Below are 21,747 nucleotides of genomic sequence, written 5' to 3'. Positions count from 1 at the left end.
GATCAAGGCAGATGCAGCGTTTCATTATTGGCTTTCGTAAATGTCCATCTCAAACGACGTGCTGCCGCGGTAGCCGCCGTCGGCGCCTTGCGGCTTGTACTCCACCACCAGCTTGCTGAACGCAATGCTCAGTTCCTCGGTCAGTTCGGCAAACTCGCCAGGCGGGCTCGATTGCAGACTGATGGCCGAGATGCGCGCTTTCGACATCGAGATGGTGAAGTATTCCACCGGATCGGCGCCGCCCGCCTTGCGCACTGTGAGCACAGCTTCCTTCAGCACCTCGTTGCCGCGCAGCGCCGCCATCAGGGCGGTACTGGCGCGGTCCACCCGCTTGGCGACCTTGAGTTCCCGGACCGAGGTTTTTCCTGTGGTCTGGCCGTGCAGGTAGTTGCCTTCCATGCCCCAGGACCAGCCCAGTACATCGATCTCGTCCTTGTGGAGGGAATCCTGCGCCTCGCCCTTGATGGCGCCTTGCCTGGCGCCATCAATTTTCAGGAACATATCGCCTTGCGCCATCTGCCCTCCCGCGCCCGCGCTATGCCTTGACGTTCTTCGCAATATGCCAGGCCGCCTCCACCGCGGCCTCGCCCGCGCCGTCCGATTTCTGCGGCGTGTACTCCACCTTGAATTCGGCGAAGTTGAGGCGGATGTTTTCGGTCAGGCGGTCTTCGCCGCCGCTGCCGCCGGTTTCGATCGAGGAGACCAGCACCTCCTTCATCGTGATCTTGATGTACTCCAGCGGCTTTTCACCGGCCTTGCGGATGGTCAGCTGGGCTTCCTTGTGGTGCTTGCCGTTGCATGCGGCCATGATCAGGTTGGGCGAGGACTTGTCTACGAACTTGGTCAGGTTCAGGTCCTGCACGCTCACCTTGCCCGCGCCGCCGCCGCCGCCCGAGTGCATGGTGCCGGACTGGCTAAGGCCCCAGGTCCAGGCCAGCACGTCGATTTCATCCTTATGCTTGTCGTCCCGCGACTCGCCCTTGATATCATCCAGCTTCAAAAACATATCGACAGCCATGGCCTTCCTCCTTGATTGTTCGCGCTTCGTTTAAGTTCGGTGCAGTTGCTTCATGCCGCTTTTGCTGAAGGTAACTTCGAAACCAGGCTGAGCGAGACCGTCAGGCCTTCCAGCTGGAAATGCGGGCGCAGGGAGAACCGGGAGGTGTAATAGCCGGGATTGCCCTCCACTTCCTCTACCACCACTTCGGCGGCGGCCAGAGGCTTGCGCGCCTTGGTGCTTTCCGACGAATGGGCCGGGTCGCCGTCGACGTAGTTCATGATCCAGTCCTGCAGCCAGCGCTGCATGTCCTCGCGCTCCTTGAACGTGCCGATCTTGTCGCGTACGATGCACTTGAGGTAATGCGCAAAGCGGCAGCAGGCAAACAGGTAAGGCAAGCGTGCCGCCAGGTTGGCGTTCGCAGTCGCATCCGGGTCGTCGTACTCGAAGGGCTTTTGCAGCGACTGCGCGCCAATAAAGGCGGCGAAGTCGGAGTTCTTGCGATGGACCAAGGGCATGAAGCCGTTCTTCGCCAGTTCCGCCTCGCGCCGGTCGCTGATCGCGATTTCGGTTGGACACTTCATGTCGACCCCGCCATCGTCGGTCGGGAAGGTGTGGGCAGGCAGGCCTTCCACCGAGCCGCCCGCTTCAATGCCGCGGATGCGCGAGCACCAGCCATACAGCTTGAAGGAGCGGTTGATGTTCACGGCCATTGCATAGGCAGCGTTGGTCCAGGTGTACTTGCTGTGATCGGCTGCGCCCGTGTCCTCTTCAAAATCAAACTCTTCGACCGGCGAGGTCCTGGCGCCATAAGGCAGGCGCGCCAGGAAGCGCGGCATGGCAAGCCCGATATAGCGCGCATCCTCGGATTCGCGCAGCGAGCGCCAGGCCGCATACTCCGGCGTGGTGAAGATCTTGGTCAGGTCGCGCGGGTTGGCGAGTTCCTGCCACGAGTCCATTTGCATGACGGTCGGCGAGGCGCCCGCGATGAAGGGGCAGTGGGCGGCGGCCGAGACCTTGGCCATTTCCCCCAGCAGCTCGACGTCCGGCGGGCTATGGTCGAAGGCGAAGTCGCCGACCAGGCAGCCGAAAGGCTCGCCACCGAACACGCCGTATTCTTCTTCGTAGATCTTTTTGAACAAGGGGCTCTGGTCCCACTTGGTTCCCTTGAAGCGCTTCAGCGTCTTGCCGAACTCCTGCTTTGAAATATTCATGACACGGATCTTCAGCATCTCGTCCGTTTCCGTGTTATTGATCAGATAATGCAGTCCGCGCCAGCTGCCTTCCAGTTTCTGGAAGTCCGGATGGTGCATGACCAGGTTGATCTGTTCAGTCATCTTGTGATCGAGCGCCGCAATGATTGCCTCGATCGACTTCAGCACATCGGTGCCGACCAGCTTCGTTTGCGACAGGGCCTGCTCCGCCAGGGTACGGACGGCCTGTTCAACAGCGGATTTTGCCTCGTCGCTTTTGGGCTTGAATTCCCTTTGCAACAATGACGCGAATTCATTCTCCGCCAATGCGACGCTTTCGGACTTTTCCGCAATCAGTTCGGTTTCAGACATTTCCTTAGCTCCGGTAGGTGATGGCGCGTTTGACTGGATGCTCAGCTTGCCGGGTTGTCAGCCGGCTTGGCGCTGCTGGCCAGGGACTTGAGCAAGGCGGGATCATTCAGCACCTTGGCGATCAGCTCCTCCGCCCCGGACTTGCCATCCATATAGGTCATCAGGTTGGACAATTGCTGGCGCGCCTCCAGCAGCTTGTTCAGAGCATCGGTCTTGCGTGCCACCGCGCCAGGTGAAAAATCGTCCATGTTCTCAAAGCTGATATCGACGCTGATATTGCCCTCGCCTGTCAGGGTATTCGGTACCTGGAAGGCTACGCGCGGCTTGATGGCTTTCATCCGGCTATTGAAATTGTCGACGTCGATATCCAGGAACTTTCGTTCGTCGACCGGCGCCAGCGGATCAACAGGTTTGCCGGACAAGTCAGCCAGGACGCCCATCACGAACGGCAATTGAATCTTTTTCTCGGCTCCGTACAACTCCACGTCGTACTCGATCTGAACGCGCGGCGCACGATTGCGGGCGATGAATTTCTGACTGCTGTCTTTTGCCATGACCTGCTCCTACAAAGAAAGCCAATACATTGAGCGTCCGCAGAACCGCTCTCCCTTTTCCCTGCAAACCGGTGGCCGGAACTTGTCCGCTCAGGTCTTCTTGACGCCGGCAATATCCTGGATGCGGCCCAGACTGTCGGGGGCCAGGTCCTGGATGATCTCCACAAAATTCTTGTTCATCAATCGCTGCGCGCGCCGGATCAGCAAGGGCGCCGGATTGCCGGGTTCCGTCCTTTCAAAGAACAGGCAAATCTTCTCCAGCTGCCGAATCGCATCTTCGCGATCGCGTACTTCGCCGGACGGTGGGACCTCTTCCATCCCGGCCTCGGTGCCGCCTGGCGTTGCGGTGCCCATTGCCTCATCATAGGCCTGCGCTACCGCCTTGAGCATCTCTTGCAAGCCTGCCAGGTCCGGCACCTGGCCGGGTCCCAGCTTATCGAGAAGAAGCGCGCGGATCGCATCGATCTCTTTCATGCCGCTATGCGCTGCGTCAAAAGCGCTGGAGTCTTTCGATGCAGCGACAGCGATTGCCGCAGATATCTGCGCCATGGAAGGCGCTACTTCCCCGCCCACCGGCTTGTGCTTGCCAATGCCTGCCAGCAGGTCACGCACACTGACCCGCCCCATCGGGCCAGCCGGTACGATCAAGGCATTGCGCACATCCGCCAGTAATGCTCCGCTATCGGCCAGGAACGCGATTGTGTTGATACGCACAGCGGGGTCGTGCTCGCCATCGATTTCAAGCCGGGGATGCACTTCGTCCCAATAGCGCTCCAGCATCGCACGCAGCAAGGACAAGCCCTCATTCAAGCCAACAATGCCTTCCGTGCGAACCAGCGCGCGCGTCAGCAACGCCGCTATGCGAAGGTCCTTTGTCCGCGAAAAAAGATGGAGAGACTTGCTTTTGAGTTGCGACCAATCGGGCGGTTCGGCAGGGACCACATTATCGCCAAGCCTTTGCTCCGCCTTGCCACCTGCAATGCGCTCCAACTCCTGGTACAAGGGATCGTATTCAAGATATGGACCGCACGGAGGGTGCTCGGCAACCTCCGCCAGCAACTCATTCATATCAAGCACGCAGTAACCCTCCACGTTCGATTGATACTTCGCCGATGATTCCGCTCGATCGATACAGCCCGTCGTTACAGGAGATTCTCCGAAAATCCGATGCGCAAAAAGCATGGCGTCTTCTGCAATTTTATCTCCGAAATATCATTCAAATCTCTCGCTTTGTCACCGCGCATGCCGATGAAATTTCCGCGCGAAAAATATCGGCCCATTTTCGATACGGCCTTCCATATAAGGCGCGCCGCCACACGTGCCGCGTGAATTTTTCCTGCACCCGATGTGCGACTAATCGTTATACTTCCGCATAAGGAGCATGAGCAAATCGACAGTATTCGCCACCCGTTAAGGTTTCCTTCCATTCCAGGATCAACATGACCGACCAGTCTTTCAGCGACAATGACCAGACCGTGCTCAGGCCCGGACGCGTGTCGCCACATGCCCTCGCTCCCGGCACCATGCTGGCGGAGTTCGAGATCAGGAGTGTGGTCGGGCAAGGCGGATTCGGCATCGTCTATCGCGCCTACGACCATTCGCTCGGACGCGAAGTCGCATTGAAGGAATATATGCCGGTGTCCTTCGCCGGCAGGCAGGACAACACCCATGTGACCATCCTTTCCGAGCACTACGCGGAGGCGTTCCGGATCGGCCTGCAAAGCTTCGTGAAGGAGGCGCAGCTGCTTGCCAAGTTCGACCACCCTTCCCTGGTCAAGGTGTACCGCTTCTGGGAAGACAATGGCACCGGCTATATGGCGATGCCCTTCTACGATGCGCCGACCCTCAAGCAGCTACTCAAGCTTGAACGCGCGGCGTTCACCGACGAAGCATGGCTGAAGAAGTTTCTCGGTCAGATCCTGGACGCCCTTGAGGTGCTGCACGATAAGCGCTGCTATCACCGCGACATCGCGCCCGACAACATCCTGATGATCGAAGGCCGCACCCCGCTGTTGCTGGACTTCGGCGCGGCACGCCATGTGATCGGCGATGTGACGCAAACCCTGACCGTCATCCTGAAGCCCGGCTATGCTCCCATCGAGCAATATGGGGACATGAACCATATCAGCCACGGCCCCTGGACCGACTTGTACGCCCTGGCCTCGGTGGCGTATTACATCATCACCGAGTCGGTGCCGCCGGCGGCCATGTCGCGGCTGTTATCCGACTCCATGGTACCGCTGGCGGTCAGCGCCAGGGGGCGTTACAGCACCACTTTCCTGGAAGCGCTCGATGCGGCGCTGAACCTGAGGCCCGAGCACCGGCCTCAAAGCGTGGCCCAGTTCCGCACCATGCTCGGATTCGAGTCGCCGGAAGGCCATGGTCCGGTCTCCATGCCATTCACTCGCGCGCCCGACACCGAAGGACCGAAGTCCGCACCGCGGACCGTGCGCACCACGGGGCGGATGACGCAAACGGGTCCTGGCGCTCCCGTCGCCGATCCGGAAGCTACCATCGTGGCAATGCCGCGGGCCGTGACGGTAGCGCCGCAGGCCGATGCGGAACCCGCCGCCGCGCCTCCGGAACCAGGCGGACCTGCCTGGCGGCGTGGAGCAAAAATATACGGCATTGCCGCTGTACTTGGCTTGCTCGGAGCGGCCTTGTTCTGGCCGTCCTCCAAGCCAAAGCCTGTCGCACAAGTAGCCGTCAAGGAAGTACCCAAGCCCGCACCCGCCGTTTTGCCAAAACCCGAGGCACCACCAGTGCCAGCGGCTTGCACGCTGACATTCAGCGACGGCTCGCCCGCTTGTCCGCTCATGGTGGACATCCCTGCCGGCAACTACCGCATGGGCGCGATGCCGGGAGATACGCGTGCTGCCAGCGAGGAGTTCGGCGATGTCACCCGACCTGTCGCAGCCTTCAGCATCGCCGCGCATGAAGTCAGCGTCGAGCAATGGCAGCTTTGCGTTGCCGATGGCGCCTGCCCGGCAATCAAGACAGCGGCAAACACCCAAGGCAAGCTGCCGGTAACGCAAGTGAGCTGGGATGCCAGCCAACAGTTTGTCAGCTGGCTATCCGGCAAAACGGGAATCGCCTATCGCCTTCCCACTGAGGCCGAGTGGGAGTACGCCGCACGCGCCGGTAGCACGACGGCCTATCCCTGGGGCGACGCGATTGGCCAGGATAACGCCCACTGCGGCCAATGCGACAGCCATCTTCCGATCACGTCGCCTGCACCGGTCGGCAGCTTCAAGGACAACCGGGGCCTGTACGATATGGTCGGCAACGTTTATGAATGGGTCGACGATTGCTGGTATGGCAGCCACGCCGATGCTCCTTCGAAACGTGATTCGAAAGAGAACGCCAGCTGCAGGAAGAAGGTGCAAAAAGGAGGCGCTTATGATTCCGTTGAAGCTGACGTCCGTCCATCCGCCCGCACCTGGGACGATCGCGCCAACGCAGATGCGCGCGTCGGCTTCCGGGTTGCCCGCTGAAAGGGTCTGAATGAAACGCCACCACTACATACTGACCGTCCTGATGGCCGCCGCACTGGCGGCCTGCGCCAGCCTGGAGACCGCGCCACCTGCCGGACAGGCAACTGGCCCCGCTGCGGCCGAGCCTGCGCCGCCCGATGCGTCGGCCCAGCAGCTCCCAGCAGAAAGCAAGCCCGCCATCAACGCCAAGGAGCTCGAGGAAGAAACGCAGCGCCTGCTGTCCTTGCAGAAGAGCTATTTCAATGTGTTCAAGATCGATGAGGGCAGTATCGGCCTCAAGCCGCGACCCAACGCTATCGGGGTTTTCGATTTGCAGAAGCCTCTTCGGGGCGAACGCGTGAGGCTGACCGTTTCGCAGCAACCCAAACGGCCGGCGCGGCTGGCCATCGGGACCTACATGGTAATACTGGACACCGTCGTCGACTACATCGAAGTCCAGGTCTGCCAATCGGCAGCATGCGCCGGCAAACGCCAGCGCATCGTTCGCTCACTGCCCAAGCAGGTCCAGATCCAGATTTCGCCGCAAAACCAGTACTTCGGCACCCGGGACGTTTCGCTGGCAGAACTGGCAAACGCCGAAGGGAAGGACAGGAACTACAAGAGCATGTACCAGGATGTGGTCATCACCGTTAAACGGATTTCGGTAACGCCGCTGCCGCCGGCCTCCGCGTAAACGCGTAAAGCACCTTTGAGTACCTGCATATACCCTGGAGCGGCAACGGTTTCGCTGACCGCCATCTTGCAGACATCCACGCTTCTCAAAGGGGGGGCGAGTGCAGATCACATCGAACACCACTCCCTTTCTCGCTGAGCCATTTGCATACACAGGCAAAGGCGGAATAAAACGATTTGTCGTAGTCGTCAAAGCGACATTCGACGTTGGCCTTGACAGCGAATGCAAGCCCGCAGCGGCCCAGGTACCTTTCGTATATTGCGACCAGCATTATGGTGAGCCTGGGTCAAGCTCCTTGCGTCATGAATGCGATTTTGCGCCGGTAAAGTTGCGGGCGGATGTACTGCTGCATGCGCAAGCGATTGTTCCTGGGCACCGTGCCCTTTCCGAACTGGTCGTCGCATTGTCGGGGCCCGGCTTTATGAAGGAAGCGCTGGTAACCGGCGATCGATGCTGGCAAAGAGGTATCCTGGGCATCTCGCCCTCGGCGCCACAGCTTTTTACAAGTCTTCCCTTGGTGTGGGACCGTGCTTTTGGGGGCGCAGATTTATCCAATGAACAGGTAACGGAAAACGGATGCGAACTCCGAAACCCGGCTGGCGTGGGTTTCCATCTGAATAGCGATCCGTCAACGATTCTTGGCAAGGCGCTTCCCAATATTGAATTGCCAGGCAAGCCCATGCGCTTCTGGTTCGATAAACCCAGCCCCATAGGATTCGCGCCGGTTGGCCGCAACTGGCGGCCCAGGATCGGCTTCGCAGGAACCTATGATCAGGCTTGGATGGAGACAACCCGTCCCTTCCTGCCCAAAGATTTCGATGACCAGTACTTTCAGTCTGCTCCACAGGATCAGCAACTGCCAACGTTATGGCCCGGCGCGGCCTTTGCCTGCCGCAATATGAGTGAAGAGGGGCTGTTCGCTGTCCGGCTCCCATCCTTCGAAGTCCCGGTGCGCTTCTACTTTGATGATCGAACCGAGGCATTGGCATTGAAGGCCGATACCCTGATTCTGGAGCCCGCTGCACGGCGAGTAATACTACTGGGGCGCGCGGGCGTCGTCCTGCCGCGCAAAGTATTAGCGCTACGCGAAATTCAATTGGGAGTACAGCGCCGGTCCACACTCGCATGGAAACCGCATTACAGGAATCTGGCTGACGCAGTAGCAGCGTTACGGAAGGGAATCTGAGCGAATGCCGCAGCCTCTTTATGTCAGTTGCCTGGGCCTGGCCTGCCCCGTCGGACTCACTCCCGCCAGCGCTGCGGCTGCGATGAGGGCCGGAATTTCAGCTTTTGGGGAACTGCATTTTGTCGATAACAACGGGGAAGCGATCACCGGCGCCGTCGTGCCGGGGATCACGAGCGACCTTTGTGGCCGGGAACGTCTTATCAAGCTCCTGACGGGAGCCTTCGACGGTATCGATGGGCGCTTCGCGCAAGATTTGATCCGGTCACCACTTCTTCTCTGTACTCGTGAGCCAGAACAGCCAGGCGGCAGTTTGCACCACCTTGTCGCTGAAGTCGAGTCACACCTTGGATTCAGCTTTGACCGCGCTGCCTCCAGCCACCTCGACTATGGCTCCGCCGCAACTTTTAAGGCCCTGGCGCAAGCGCGCAGGTTGATCGCGGACGGCTACGATGCCTGCCTGGTTGCCGCGGTCGATACGTTTATCGATCCCCGAAGCCTCAATTGGTTAAGCCGCGGACGCCGCCTGAAGACCCCCGTATTGCCTGACGGAGTGATTCCGGGTGAAGCCGCCTGCGTGTCATTGGTCAGCTCGAAGCCCATGGCTGTCAGCCACGTCAAGGTCCAGGGCCTTGGTTTCGCTACCGAAACAGCCACGGCGCTGAATGATCACCCCATGCTTGGCACAGGAATGGCTGCGGCGGTCAAAGAAGCGCTGGAAGAAGCACGCATCCCCATGCACGATGTGGACTTTCGCCTGTGTGATATTTCGGGCGAATCTTATGGATTCGAGGAGCTCGCTCTTGCGCAGTCGCGCCTGATGCTGCAAACGCGCCAAAGCCAGGTCATTTGGCACCCGGCCAGTTCAGTCGGTGATTGTGGCGCAGTGTCAGGCCTGCTCCAGCTTGCCTGGGCTGAGCAGGCTTTCCGGCACGGCTACGCGCCTGGCCCAACCGCTCTCGCCCATGCGAGCACAGCCACGGGTTCCCGGGCAGCGGCATTAGTCACAAGTTAGGGAAGCTCATGTCACACGAAGTCTATGCCGACGGGATGGAGATCGCTGCCAAATCCGGAATGAACAAAGCGATTGCGCAGTTTCCAGATGTTTGCCTGTCACCACCATCCCCACCAGCCGGGCCGATCCCCGTGCCTTATCCGGACACTTCATTTTCCACTGACCTCAAAGAAGGGTCGAAGACTGTCAAGCTCGGGGGCCAACCAGCCGCGCTTGCGCAACAGTCTTATTATCAACCCGCGACTCTAGGAAACGAGGCTGCCACGAGAAGCTTTGGAATGAGTGTCATAACCCACCAGATTACCGGGAAAACCTGCTTCCAGGCCTGGTCGATGGACGTTCTCATTGAGGGAAGGAATGTCTGCCGCCATGGGGACATTGCGACCAGCAACCACGCAAGCGATCCAGGCGCAACACTTCCCTCAATGACGCTCGAGGCGCAGGCCTTGCTCATTGATGCGGGCAAGTGTCCTTGCTGCAACGGTCCGGTACATTCTGCCGCCCAGGCCGCGAATAATGGTATGCCCGCCAGCGCATGGTATAACCCAAGCTACCCTGGTTGCCCGCCTAACAAGGCCGAGCAAGCGGCAATCGAACTGGCTGACACCGCGATCCAGATGGCGCAACTCGAAAACTGTACCAATATACTGCCCAGTAACGAGCCCACCGATCCCTGCAGCACCCACTATGCGGTCTCATCGGCTGAAAGCAAGAAGGGACGACAGGATTTTCAAGATCAGATGTCCCCGCTGACTCCTGAAGACTACTTCGTTGACACATATGGCGAGGAGGTCGCAAAGCAAGTGTTGCGGCAGGCTGAGCAGAATCGTAGTGCACGCCGGGCTGGCGCTACAAGCATTGCGCATAAGACAGCTCTTTCGGCTGGTGGCTGCCCTATCGGGGCAGGCAATCATTCGCCAGTTTCGCCGAAATGTTCCGAACTTGAAGGGGTACTCGGAACTGTGCAGGGGCAAATATCCCGCTATCATCAGCGTGCACTTGGCTTGTAGTATGGTCTTAGTCCTTGTAAAAACGAATCCGCCACCATGAACTCAAAAGAACTGCCTGCATTTTTACACGGGACTTTCGATTGGCGCCTGGATGGCTTGCAACTGCATTCGGCACCGCCCTTCGACCTCCTGGCGCCATCACTATTGCAGTCGGACAATCCCTGGCTGATATTGGCTTCCGTACTTGAGCACGCAAAGCATGGCGACCACTCCGGCGTGCCTTTGCTAAGCCGACTATTCAATGACCATAAACCACCTGCGCTAGCCCGAGTGGCCATTCTTCTCGTCGGCGATCTGGGTCGCGACCAAGATCTGGACATGTTGGCCGAGGTGATGGGCGGCGATGATGCGTCGTCCCGCATGTACGCATGCGAAGCGGCCTCCCTTGCAGGCTGCCTCTGGCTGGTTCCAGCGATGCTGGATGCATGGCATCGCGCCGAAGGCTTGCATGACCACGAAGTGATCGGCTATGCCATTTCCGATTTGCTGGAACACGACGACGGGGAGATTGCAGCCGAAGCCAAGGTATTTGCGCCAACGAAACTCCTTGATCGCGTGAAAGCGAATCCGCGTTTTGCGGCAATGACCAAGAACCTGGGCATACTAGCCGACGAGCAGCTCCGCTTCCCGAATCTTGTCCAGGCCGCGCACGCCAAGCTACAAGAAGCGCATGGCGCCGGCCGTGTGACGGTCTGGAACGGAGCGCCGTTTGATGTGCGTGTTTTCGCACAGCAGTTTCTGGACCTGGTCCGCGAGGCCGCACCGGTATCGTTCTATAAATACCGGCACAAGCTGGAAGCCAACACCGGCATAGATTGCCGCCACTTCTTCCGAAATGGCGAACCTCAGTTCCTGACAATATCCGCTGCCATACGAGACTTCCTCGATTCAAATGAGATCAAAAAATATAGACAGGGAAAACGCTACTTCTTTGGCCACAGCATTCCCGCTTAGTTTTCGCATAGGAGAAAGATGATGCGCAAGATCGCAATTGTTGGCAGTGGGCAGGCTGGCTTGCCCCTTGCGTTGGGCTTGTTGGCCAAGGGGTACGGCGTTACCGTAGCAAGCAACCGCACGCCTGGCGACATTCAGAATGGACGTGTCATGTCAAGCCAATGCATGTTCGATGCCTCCCTGCAGATTGAACGGGATCTCAGCCTGAATTACTGGGATGATGCATGTCCGGCGGTGGATGGCATTGGACTGACTGTTCCCAATCCCGCCGCACCACAGGAAAAACTGATCGACTGGAGTGCCCGGCTGGATCGTCCCGCACAAGCCGTCGACCAGCGCATCAAGGTGCCTGCCTGGATGGAGGAATTTGTAAAGCGCGGCGGCAAATTGCTGATTGAGGACGTGGGCATCAAGGAACTGGAACGCCTGGCTGCCGAGAACGACCTGGTGCTCATGGCTGCGGGTAAAGGCGAAATCGCCCGGATGTTCGAGCGGGATGCCGACCGCTCGGTGTTTGACAAGCCGCAGCGCGCCCTGGCCCTGACGTACGTGAACGGTTTGCACCCGGCACCTGAATATTCACGCGTGGCATTCAATCTGATCCCCGGTGTCGGCGAATATTTCGTGTTCCCCGCCCTGACCACCAGCGGTCCTTGCGACATCATGGTGTTCGAAGGCGTTCCTGGCGGCCCGATGGATTGCTGGCGCGAGATCAAGTCCCCCCTTGCCCATCTCGAGCAAAGCCTGCACCTGCTGCGCGCTTTCCTGCCGTGGGAAGCGGAGCGTGCCAGGCACGTGGAACTGACCGACGCCAACGGCATCTTGGCCGGCAGCTTCGCGCCCACAGTGCGCAAGCCTGTCGCCACGCTCCCTTCCGGAAACCTGGTGTTCGGCCTCGGCGACGCTGTGGTGATCAATGACCCGATCACCGGCCAGGGTTCAAATAACGCCACCAAGGCGGCCCGCGTCTATCTCGACGCCATCCTTGCCCATGGCGGCCGGCCCTACACTCGCAACTGGATGGAACAAACCTTCGAACGCTTCTGGGAGTATGGCGAAAAGGTCGTTACATGGACCAATTCCCTGCTCTGCCCGCCGCCGCCGCACGTACTCGACTTGCTGGGCGCCGCCGGCAACTGCCCTCCCCTGGCAAGCGCTGTCGCCAACGGTTTCAACAACCCGCCGGACTACTTCCCATGGTGGGTCGACGCTAACGCCTGCGAGCGGTTCGTTGCGCAGAAAATGGCGAACCCTGATCGCGCCGCGGCCTGAGCAAAGCCCTGGCAGAACGGTGCAATTGCAAAGGGATTTCAATGCACTGGTTGCAGTGCAATCAATTCGGTTTGCACCTGCTTCATTGCCGGGGTCTCTCGGCGTGCGTTCGGGATCTGGTCGATTGACGTCAACCCCTCGCGCACCGCCTCTTGTGCCGCATATTGGCGATCTGCTGCGAGCAGGACCCTTGCCTTGCGCAGGTAAAGCTCGGGCAGGCCCTGGCCTTGCCTTATCATCGCATCCAGGCGTTTCAAGGCGTCGTCCCACGCTTGGGACTCAACGTTCAGGCTAATGGACTTGTTCTGCAGCACGTTCAACATCCCGAGTTTTTGCATGCCTTCATCCAGGCTCGCGAGCGCCTGCACAGTGGCGCCCGCTTTACTCTGTGCATCGGCAAGGTGGAGGTAATGCTCCGGCGAGGGTTCTGCTGCCTGATCCACCGCAGTACGGAAGGATGCCTCGGCGGCACGGTACTGTCCCTGCGCAAGCAGGATCTGCCCGTAAAGGCTTTGGCCCCGCACTATTGCACCGGGCTCACCTTTCAGTGTCGCCAGGAACTTTTCCGCATACCTACGCGCGTCGGGTAGTTTTTTCTGGTGAAAGGCCTGCTCCGACAAGTAATAGTAGGCGGACCGCTCCTCAGGATTCAACTTCAGGGCCAGCAGGAAATCCTGGCTTGCGGACTTGTTGTTGCCGTGTTCCATGTGAAGCCTGCCCCGTTTGACGAGCAACTTCGAGCTCTTACCTTCTCGCAGCATCGTCTTGGTAAGATCCTGGATCTGGTGGTGCAAGGAGCCATGCGCCAGCGCCTGCCCAGTGAAGAAGAACAGCGCGAATAACAGTTGATTGAACTGCATGATGGGTCCTCAACAAGCGAAATGGCGGGGTACTTCCCCCGCCAGATTCGTGCTTAACATTACCGATTAGTTTTGATACGTAATGCTCAAGGTCGGCCGTTGGGAAACAGTGCCATATTCACTGGAGCGGAAATCGACGCCGTCGCTGCTGGTAGAGCGGACGGTCAGGCCATTATTGGCTACCGTACCGTTCAACCATCCCTGCACCAGGGCGATGCCGGCGGGATTGAGTGCGATTGTGTGAACACCGTTAGTATTCGGCACAAAGCTGCCGATCTCGGCCCCCTGGTTGCCGGCAATATTGGCATTGGCCCAGGTGGCTGTGCTTTCGGCCCAGGCAACGTTTCGAGCATAGAGCCGGTACGTGCCGCCGCTCGGGTTAAAGGCTTGCAAGTTGACACGGGCCGATTTGATGGTGGCGGAGCTCGGGATGCCCGTCAGGCTCCATTTGAGCAGGGAGACCAGTTCGCCGTTCGTGCCGTCAGAACCATCGGCCAGCATTGCGGAAGAAGTGCCGAAGTTGGCGCCGGAAGCACCGCTGGCGACGTAGGTGTCCTGGGTGCCGGCGTAGCCGTTCAATCCATCGCGCAGGTCCACCGTCACCGTCGTGCTGCCGGCAGCCAGCGTGGCGGCGTTGGCCACATTGGAATAGCTCGAAGCGCCGGCACTGTTCTTGGCACGGACCCGGTAGTAGTAGCTGGTGCTGGCGGCCAGCCCGGTATTGCTGTAGGCCTGGATGTTGCTGCCGACCTGGGACAGCGCTGCCCAATTGACGTTGTCCGTGGAACGCTCGATATCGAAGCCGGTTTCGTTGTTCGAATTGTCGGCCCAGGTCAAGTTAATCGCAGACGACGACGCGGCTGTTGCCGTCAAGCTGCCAGGCGCCGCAGGAATAGTAGGTGGCGTGGTGCTTTTGCTGATGGTGAAATAGTCGCGCACTGTGCCGTTGTTGTTGAGATACTTGATGTCCATGGTTTGGCCCGAGACATCAAGGACCATTGAACCCAGTTCATTGAGCGACAAATACATGGCGGGGTGATTCAACAAGCCGCCACTGACCTGGCCCGATGCGCCGACGACCGAATAGACTGCGCCGGAATGCGGCAAGCTGGCGGTCTTCGTATAAGCGCCCGTGCCATCGACACGGCCACTGCCGCCATTGATCTCAAACGAGCTGTTGTAGGTGCTCGAGAGACCGTAGTGACCGTCGATGAACTTCGAGCGTTCATACGAATGGCTGTGCCCGGTAAGCACAAGGTCGACGCCATAGTTTTCCAGAACAGGCAGGAAGTTCTTGCGCATTTCGATCAGGTTCGTCTCGGTGTCCGAATTGTGCGAGCCCTTGGTGTAGGGCGGATGGTGCCAGATGGCGATCAACCAGGTTGCGGTTACATTGGCCAGGTCGGCTTTCAGCCAGTTCATCATCGCGCCGGTGGTCGAACGGCTGGTCTCGTTCGAGTCCAGTACGATGACGTGGATATTGCCATAGTCAAACGAGTAGTAAGCCTCGGTTCCGGAGGCGACGCCACCGGCCTCGCCGTTCTTCGGGAAGGTGTGGATGTCATAGTATGGGCCGGTCTGCGTCGCGGAATCGGCGCTGGCGCCGTCATGGTTGCCCAGCGTGGCCCACAGTGGCGACTGGCGCATCATCTCCGGATACATATTGAACATCTTGGTCTGGTATTCAGCGTCGGTACCGCTGTTGTACGCATTATCGCCGAGCATCATCCAGAAATCCGTGTAGGTGGTTCCGGTGTAATTGCGGTAGGCGTTGTACACGGCTGCCTGGCCGGACGTACCTGTGCCTGCATCGCCGATCACCCAGATACGGGTGGGTACCGACGTACCGGCCGTCGGCGAGGTTTCGAAATAGTACGTGGCGTCGCCTGCTTGCACGGCGCTACTGGAACCAACGTTGTAGAAGTACTTCGTGTTCGGGCTGAGGCCAGTCAGTTTGACGATGTGTTCGGTGGTTGATGTGGCATTCGATGCGATTGACGTCAGGCTGCCTGAACTGGTACCAAACTGGACCCGGCTATCGGTTGCAACATCGGTCCGCCAGCGCACAGTAATGCTATCGCTGCTTGCGCTTTGAAGGTAAGGCCCGCGTACCACCGTCGCAGCAAAGGCGAGCGATGACGAAAGCAGAACGAAGAGCACGACGCAGGACTTCGAAACGCGATACATTCCTTTATATAGCATTTGTTCCCTCTATCTTCTTGGTTTGTAGAACAGCGCTATCGTTTCATTGACGGCGCAGCTTTGGTAGTCATATCGACTAATTCGGGTCACTAGCGGTCCGAGGAATGGGTCCTGAGCAGCGCCAGCGACTTCAGGCGCTCACTGGAAGAACCCGGCAGTGTCTGCATCAACTCCTCATCGGGAAGCGTGGCCGCTGCCTTCAACCAAAGATCTGCGGCCGTCCTGTCAAGCCTGGCTGCGGCGGGTAGCTCCATTCGAGATCTGAGCGAAAGTACGTAAAACGAAACGGCCCACAATTCTTCTTCTGCCAGGGAAGGAAAGCTTGGCATTGCGGTGTTCTGAACACCCAGTTTGACGGTGTTAAAGACGGACAACGGGGACATGGATGCCATGCGTGCCGAATCCAGAAAATTCATGGGCATCGAACCCGGTGCCTGTGCTGTGACACCACGGCCATCGCCCATTGCGCCGTGACAGGATGCGCAGTGTGCGGAGAAGATTTGCTTTCCCTGAGTCAGGCTGGGCCAGTTCCGGGGTGCCATCGCAGTTCCGGCTGCCACATAAATGGCATCGCGCGCTTTCAACGCCTGCTTCTTGATAGCCTCGGGTTGCGCTTTTTCTTTGATAAGCTCAATGAGCCTGCCGATATCCGCACGAATAGCAGGCTGTAATCTTATCGCCTTTACCTGGTCACTGACTTCCAGCGCGGACCCGCTCACGACGAGTTGCTCAACGTATTCGTCTTCATCGATGACTTTTCCATTCGATACGGCGAGCGCATAGTCGCGGGAGACGTAATCGAGCATCTGCGCCACAAAATCAGCCGTATATGCGGGTCGAATACTTTCCTGCGCCGAAGTGTCTGCGGCCAAGCTTAGAAACAGCAGCGATGCCGAGAGCGCTATGGACGCGAATGCCGAAGATGCCATGCCTTTCAGCGGATATTTTCCCTCAGCTGCAACCGAATTTTTATCGATCATGGAAGTGTATGGAAAAAATGCGGGAAACCGCAGACAGTACCGACACTAAATGACATCTCGATGACAACGCAAGCACGATTTGCAGCCAGCGAGCAATCGATCAATAGCATGGCGATAGCTCCACTAGATCTGCTTGTGGCATCAGCGAACAAACCCGTCACCTGAAAATCCAGTTGCGCATACGCGGCGACGACATGTGGATCAAGGACAATGTTGATCTAAGCGTCCGGTTCCGTCTGCGCGCCACGAGTTTCGACACCTTGGCATGGAGGGAGGACGACGATTGGACCTATATTGCAAGCTGGGGTCGCGACGTCGCCATGAGCACCGACACAAGAGAAGGCGTTACTACGTGGACATTGAATCTGGCCTGATTCACATTGCCGACTCCGGCGCCGTACAGCGCGCGACCGATCAGCCGCCCGGCTACACCGAAACCAGCAAGTCACCTCGCGATGCGGCAAGCACCCGCGTCGTGAGACAGCCAAGCAGGAACTCCGACAGGGCGCCCTCCCCATCCTTGCCCATCGCGACCAAGTCGCACGCATACTCCAGTTCGACCTCCAGGATACTGGCGAGCGGATCTCCCTCCATCACCAACACGCGCACGTCCTGCGCCGGCAGCCCAGCATCTTTCGCCAGCACTTGCAGTCTCGCCAGCGCGTCGCTTCTTGCCAATTGCACGTACCGTTCGATTACCTCGTCGTCCATGCTCGCGTAACGCAGGTCATTTTCGAACGGCACTTCAACCACATGCAAGAGGGTCAGCTCCGCCTCCGGCGCTACCGCTCGCGCATGATGAAGAATCCGCGACGAGCCGTCCGACAAATCGAGCGGCACCATGACTCGCTTGTAACCGCCGATCGGCGCCTGTTTAACTACCAGAACCGGACATGCGGCAGTACTTAGCAGCCGCAATGCGGTCGTTCCTGGTCCGAAGTGACGGTCAGCGCCCTCGCCTCCGGCGCTGCAGACGAGCAGTCCGTCCGCCAACGCATCCGCCTCTTTCGCCAGTTCTGCCAGCAAAAGGCCGGCAATGGCGCGCGTGTCGGCCGATATGCCGTGGCGATGATGGATAGATGTGGCAAGATCATCCAGTACCTTCATCGCCATTGACAGCACGCGATACCGTATGGCTCCTGGGCTATCTTCCACCGCAAGTCGCAGCCGCTCCAGTGGCGCCAAGTTCGCCACATGCAGAATTTCCAACCGAGCCCCAGCAGCCTTGCTCAGCATCGCGGCGCGTTCAATGGCATACGCAGCATTGACGGACAAGTCCGTTGCTGCAAGGACCTTGCTCAGGTTAATGCTCACTTCGACTGTCTCCCCTTGCTATTATTTTTTTGCGCTCGGGCGTCTCGAGGCAACCAGCCAGCCTCGGCAACCACTGCAGGCAACGCCGACATTGTCCACGCCTCGCCACCCGGCAGCAACGGCGGAACCAATGGTACCGCCGCACGTTTGATCTGCATCAAACGTACGCCGAATATTCTGAAAATTGCTTCCCGTCACGGGCCACATAGCCGCCACAAACTACGAGATCGCATCGCGTCCCGTGTTGAATAGCACCGCCCAGGGAACCACACTATTGCGTTGCCACCAACTTACTCTGCCGCCGGGGCGCTATCGAAGCATCGCTATCAAGCTTGAAGATACGAATGACGTTGGAAAGTGCTTGGGTCTGCTGCTGCATGCTTTCCGCTGCGGCGGCAGCCTGTTCGACCAACGCCGCGTTCTGTTGCGTCACTTGGTCCATCTGCGTGATCGCGGTGCTCACCTGTGCGATCCCATCTGTCTGCTCTCGGCTTGCAGCGGCAATTTCACCAATCATCTCTGCCACTTGCCGCACGCTCAGCACCACTTGTTGCATGGTATCCCCAGCCTGCGTAACAAGCATGCTGCCGTTATTGACGGTCTCGACCGAGTGATTGATAAGCTCCTTGATTTCCTTTGCGGCAGCGGCGGACCGCTGTGCCAGATTGCGGACCTCCGACGCGACGACAGCAAATCCTCGCCCCTGTTCTCCGGCCCGCGCGGCCTCGACAGCCGCATTCAACGCCAGGATATTTGTCTGGAACGCGAGACCATCGATCACGCTGATAATGTCGACGATGCGCTGCGAGGAGCTGTTGATCGCCCCCATCGTCTCAACGACCCTGCTCACCACCTGCCCGCCCTCCTCCGCGGTTCTTGACGCAGCCATGGCAAGCCGATTTGCCTGGTCCGCGCTATCGGCGTTATGCTGCACCGTGCTGGTCAGCTCCTCCATCGACGACGCTGTTTCTTCGAGCGAGCTCGCCTGCTGCTCAGTCCTGGTTGACAGGTCCATGTTGCCTGCCGCGATCTGATTGGAGGCGTCGGCGATCGCGTTCGCTCCGGAGCGTACCTGCCGCACGATCGTCACAAGGCTTTCATTCATCTCGCGCAGTGATTTCAGCAACTGGCTGGTTTCGTCATCCCCTTCAGCGACGATGACCTCCCTCAGGTCCCCTTCCGCCACCGTCCGGGCCACATGCACCGCGTCGTTCAGCGGCGCAAGGATTCCCCGCATGATGAACCAAGCGAAGCCAATACCAGCGCCGAGCGACAAGCCCAGAATCAATAGCAGCAGCCGCGAGGCGAAACCGATCCTCTCGCGCGCCCGGAGTTCGTCGTCCCCGGCGCGCTTGGTCGACATTTCAACTACCTTGTCCACCGCCTTGCGATGGCTTTCATATGCCGAGCTGATCTTGGTGGTCACTGCCTTGATCACGTCGGCATCAGCCGAGCGTGCGGCCGGCACCAGCTCATTGAACGCCAGCTTATAGAACTCCTCGGCCGGGTCGTGCGCTTCTTTAAGCAAGGCGTTGCCCAACTCCGGCTCGAGCCCAGCCTTCATCCAGTACTCGTGGCGCGCCACATAGTCCATGTTCAATTTGCGCAGGCGCTCAATCAGTTGATCCTGGCTGGACTTGTCCTGCGCATCGGCCAGTTGCAGGCAGACCAGGTAAGACTCGATGATGTATTCAGGCGGAGGAAGAACGTCGGCGATCAGGTCCTTACTCTGAACGATGCGCTCGTACACCGGGCCATTGACCTTGAGTTCATTCAAGGTGCGGAACGACCACACGCCATATAACGCAAAGCCTGCCCCGAATATGCACAGCATTACAAGGAAGCGTGCACGGATTTTCATTCGATGCAAAATCATGACATCCTCCAAAGTGGATGATTCCAACTTGCAAGCTTCATTGTAGAGGCAATGCATCAACCCGCACGACTATTCTGTACGAATGGCATGGTTCGTTGCTGAAATGAGTCGTGGTTCCGCAAGTGCCGCCGAACAGCATTCGCGAGGCCGAGGCAGGATGCAATTTCCACCAAGAAACTCAGCCCTTCTTGCCACGGCGACCGATCAAGCAAGCGCTGCAGATCGCTGGTCTCCGGATAACTGCAACCGCCTCCACGTTGCGCCACAGTGCAATCAGCATCGTGCGAGGTGGCATGGACCTCCGCACAGTGGCCCAGATAGGCCGGATCGTTGGAAGCACTACGGGCTGTAGCCACGGCATCGCGAAGTCGCGTAACTCATTGATTTGATAGTGTTGTGTTCTCAAGCTTCACTGCATCGATGTTTGAAGTGAACATGAGAATTTTCCAAGTGCTGTACTAAAATTGCCAATACCTGCTGGAGTTCCAGGGAGGTCTCCGTGTCCGTCAACCCATACGACGAGTTTCCCTATCGCTGCGTACCAATTGAGTGGACGGCGCCCGAGCGGCTGGCACTCGCGTCGTTGTTGCACGGGGGCCCTCGCACGCGGCTCGACCACTACCGCGTGCTCGAGTTGGGGTGCGCTGACGGAGGCAACTTGCTGCCCATGGCATACTTCCGGCGGCATGCGGAGTTCATTGGCGTCGATGGCGCTGAGCGCCAAATCGCATCGGCGTCCAGCCGCGCCGCCGCGCTGGGCCTGCGTAACGTCGAATTCGTCCACGCCGACTTCGGCGCGGCGAATCGCCGGCTGGCCGGTCAGTTCGACTACATCATCGCCCATGGCGTCTGTTCCTGGGTTCCGGAACAGACCTTACGGGATCTGCTCGAGCTGTGCGCGGACAGGCTGGCGCCCGATGGCCTGCTCTATCTCAATTACAACGCCAAGCCGGGTTGGATCGTGCGCGGCATGGTGCGTGACTTCTTGTCGGCATCGGTCCCACGCGACGTCGATTTGCGCTCCCGCGCCCTGATGGCCCAGGCGATATCGGCCAAGGCAGCCGACCTGCTCGATGGTGGCGAGCATGCTTACTCGGCCTTGCTGGCCAATGAGTTTCGCTTTGTCCAGGAAAGCGAAGCGTCCTACGTCGCCCACGAATTCCTTACCGCCGACAATCACGCCTTCTGGCGCAGCGAGTTTCTGCAACTCGCTGCCGCCCATGGTTTCGACTACGTGGCCGATGCCGACTTCAGTTATCCGTCGGGGCGCGTTCAAGAGGGCCTGGAAGCCAGGCTCAGGACTGGAGAGATGATCGGCCGATCGCTGCACGAAACGATGGACCTGTTTTGCTACCGCCAGCTACATTCACCGCTGCTGGCGCACGCGTCGTCCGCGCGACATCCGCCATTGCTGGATGTCTCGGCACTGCACGTCGCTTCGTCACTGACGCCCGCCAGGCAAGGCGACAGCGCCGCCTGTGCGCGTTTTGTCCACCCGTCCGGCTACACGGTGGACGCCGGGCATGCGTCGATGGCGCGCGCCCTGGAGATGCTGCACCGCCTATGGCCCCGCAGCGCCCCTGTCAGCGCCTTGTTTGACGACGTCGCCGCAGTGCAGAGTGATTTGCTGGCCTTGCACCGCCATGGCTTGGTGGAGTTGCGGCAGGTCGACATGGAGGCGTTCGGTGTCGACCCCAATCCGCTCAACGAGTTCGAGTCCCAGCACCATATGGATGCGCACGTCACCAATGCCCACCACATGCGCGTTGCACTGAGCGCTGCGATGGAAGACTGAGCC

At 59.0% G+C, this 21,747-nt stretch carries 18 protein-coding genes; 8 read left to right on the top strand and 10 right to left on the bottom strand.

Annotated features, from left to right (window positions below; translation table 11 throughout):
• Positions 1 to 24: 24 nt before the first annotated feature.
• The 5 genes from ACWBU6_RS15195 to ACWBU6_RS15175 all read right to left on the bottom strand — a co-directional run bounded on the left by ACWBU6_RS15195 (position 25) and on the right by ACWBU6_RS15175 (position 4,298).
• Entirely contained in the window at positions 25 to 516 is a 492-nt protein-coding gene (locus tag ACWBU6_RS15195) for an Hcp family type VI secretion system effector (protein WP_452644201.1), read from the bottom strand.
• A 19-nt stretch (positions 517 to 535) separates the two neighbouring features.
• A complete protein-coding gene (locus tag ACWBU6_RS15190; protein WP_452644199.1) occupies positions 536 to 1,018 on the bottom strand; it encodes an Hcp family type VI secretion system effector in 483 nt (160 codons plus the stop codon).
• 50 nt (positions 1,019 to 1,068) lie between these two features.
• Entirely contained in the window at positions 1,069 to 2,562 is a 1,494-nt protein-coding gene (gene tssC, locus ACWBU6_RS15185; RefSeq protein ID WP_452644197.1) for a type VI secretion system contractile sheath large subunit, read from the bottom strand.
• Between the two features lie 41 nt (positions 2,563 to 2,603).
• A complete protein-coding gene (tssB, locus tag ACWBU6_RS15180; RefSeq protein ID WP_452644195.1) occupies positions 2,604 to 3,116 on the bottom strand; it encodes a type VI secretion system contractile sheath small subunit in 513 nt (170 codons plus the stop codon).
• A gap of 90 nt (positions 3,117 to 3,206) precedes the next feature.
• Complete coding sequence (locus ACWBU6_RS15175) at positions 3,207 to 4,298, bottom strand: type VI secretion system protein TssA (protein ID WP_452644193.1); 1,092 nt, start codon at positions 4,296 to 4,298, stop codon at positions 3,207 to 3,209.
• Positions 4,299 to 4,555: 257 nt separating this feature from the next.
• Between ACWBU6_RS15175 and ACWBU6_RS15170 the strand changes: the two genes are divergently transcribed.
• The 7 genes from ACWBU6_RS15170 to ACWBU6_RS15140 all read left to right on the top strand — a co-directional run bounded on the left by ACWBU6_RS15170 (position 4,556) and on the right by ACWBU6_RS15140 (position 12,717).
• Positions 4,556 to 6,610, top strand: a complete 2,055-nt coding sequence (locus tag ACWBU6_RS15170) for an SUMF1/EgtB/PvdO family nonheme iron enzyme (protein ID WP_452644191.1) — start codon at positions 4,556 to 4,558, stop codon at positions 6,608 to 6,610.
• 10 nt (positions 6,611 to 6,620) lie between these two features.
• The gene (locus ACWBU6_RS15165) at positions 6,621 to 7,283 is read left to right on the top strand and encodes a hypothetical protein (RefSeq protein ID WP_452644189.1); all 663 of its coding nucleotides are present in this window, start codon (positions 6,621 to 6,623) and stop codon (positions 7,281 to 7,283) included.
• A 100-nt stretch (positions 7,284 to 7,383) separates the two neighbouring features.
• Positions 7,384 to 8,469, top strand: a complete 1,086-nt coding sequence (locus tag ACWBU6_RS15160; RefSeq protein ID WP_452644187.1) for a DUF2169 family type VI secretion system accessory protein — start codon at positions 7,384 to 7,386, stop codon at positions 8,467 to 8,469.
• Positions 8,470 to 8,473: 4 nt separating this feature from the next.
• Entirely contained in the window at positions 8,474 to 9,481 is a 1,008-nt protein-coding gene (locus ACWBU6_RS15155) for a hypothetical protein (RefSeq protein ID WP_452644185.1), read from the top strand.
• 8 nt (positions 9,482 to 9,489) lie between these two features.
• A complete protein-coding gene (locus ACWBU6_RS15150) occupies positions 9,490 to 10,491 on the top strand; it encodes a DUF4150 domain-containing protein (RefSeq protein WP_452644183.1) in 1,002 nt (333 codons plus the stop codon).
• 36 nt (positions 10,492 to 10,527) lie between these two features.
• Positions 10,528 to 11,445, top strand: a complete 918-nt coding sequence (locus ACWBU6_RS15145) for a hypothetical protein (RefSeq protein ID WP_452644181.1) — start codon at positions 10,528 to 10,530, stop codon at positions 11,443 to 11,445.
• 21 nt (positions 11,446 to 11,466) lie between these two features.
• On the top strand, positions 11,467 to 12,717 hold the full coding sequence (locus ACWBU6_RS15140; RefSeq protein ID WP_452649570.1) for a styrene monooxygenase/indole monooxygenase family protein: 1,251 nt from the start codon (positions 11,467 to 11,469) through the stop codon (positions 12,715 to 12,717).
• 38 nt (positions 12,718 to 12,755) lie between these two features.
• Here ACWBU6_RS15140 and ACWBU6_RS15135 read toward each other — a convergent pair whose 3' ends face one another.
• The 5 genes from ACWBU6_RS15135 to ACWBU6_RS15115 all read right to left on the bottom strand — a co-directional run bounded on the left by ACWBU6_RS15135 (position 12,756) and on the right by ACWBU6_RS15115 (position 19,949).
• Positions 12,756 to 13,577: a tetratricopeptide repeat protein gene (locus ACWBU6_RS15135; protein ID WP_452644179.1), complete on the bottom strand. Its 822-nt coding sequence runs from the start codon at positions 13,575 to 13,577 to the stop codon at positions 12,756 to 12,758.
• 66 nt (positions 13,578 to 13,643) lie between these two features.
• Positions 13,644 to 15,779 carry a DNRLRE domain-containing protein gene (locus ACWBU6_RS15130; protein WP_452644177.1) on the bottom strand — a complete coding sequence of 712 codons (2,136 nt, stop codon included), beginning with the start codon at positions 15,777 to 15,779 and terminating at the stop codon, positions 13,644 to 13,646.
• Positions 15,780 to 15,868: 89 nt separating this feature from the next.
• Entirely contained in the window at positions 15,869 to 16,759 is an 891-nt protein-coding gene (locus tag ACWBU6_RS15125) for a c-type cytochrome (RefSeq protein WP_452644175.1), read from the bottom strand.
• 426 nt (positions 16,760 to 17,185) lie between these two features.
• The gene (locus ACWBU6_RS15120) at positions 17,186 to 18,073 is read right to left on the bottom strand and encodes a universal stress protein (protein ID WP_452644173.1); all 888 of its coding nucleotides are present in this window, start codon (positions 18,071 to 18,073) and stop codon (positions 17,186 to 17,188) included.
• 271 nt (positions 18,074 to 18,344) lie between these two features.
• Complete coding sequence (locus ACWBU6_RS15115) at positions 18,345 to 19,949, bottom strand: methyl-accepting chemotaxis protein (protein ID WP_452644171.1); 1,605 nt, start codon at positions 19,947 to 19,949, stop codon at positions 18,345 to 18,347.
• A 499-nt stretch (positions 19,950 to 20,448) separates the two neighbouring features.
• On the opposite strand from ACWBU6_RS15115, the gene ACWBU6_RS15110 reads away from it, so the two are divergent.
• Complete coding sequence (locus ACWBU6_RS15110; protein ID WP_452644169.1) at positions 20,449 to 21,744, top strand: methyltransferase domain-containing protein; 1,296 nt, start codon at positions 20,449 to 20,451, stop codon at positions 21,742 to 21,744.
• The last annotated feature ends 3 nt before the right edge of the window (positions 21,745 to 21,747 follow it).

It is taken from the genome of Pseudoduganella sp. HUAS MS19, assembly GCF_053615455.1.
The sequence above is the reverse complement of the archived record's forward strand: the minus strand, read 5'-3'. Positions and strand labels throughout refer to the sequence as shown.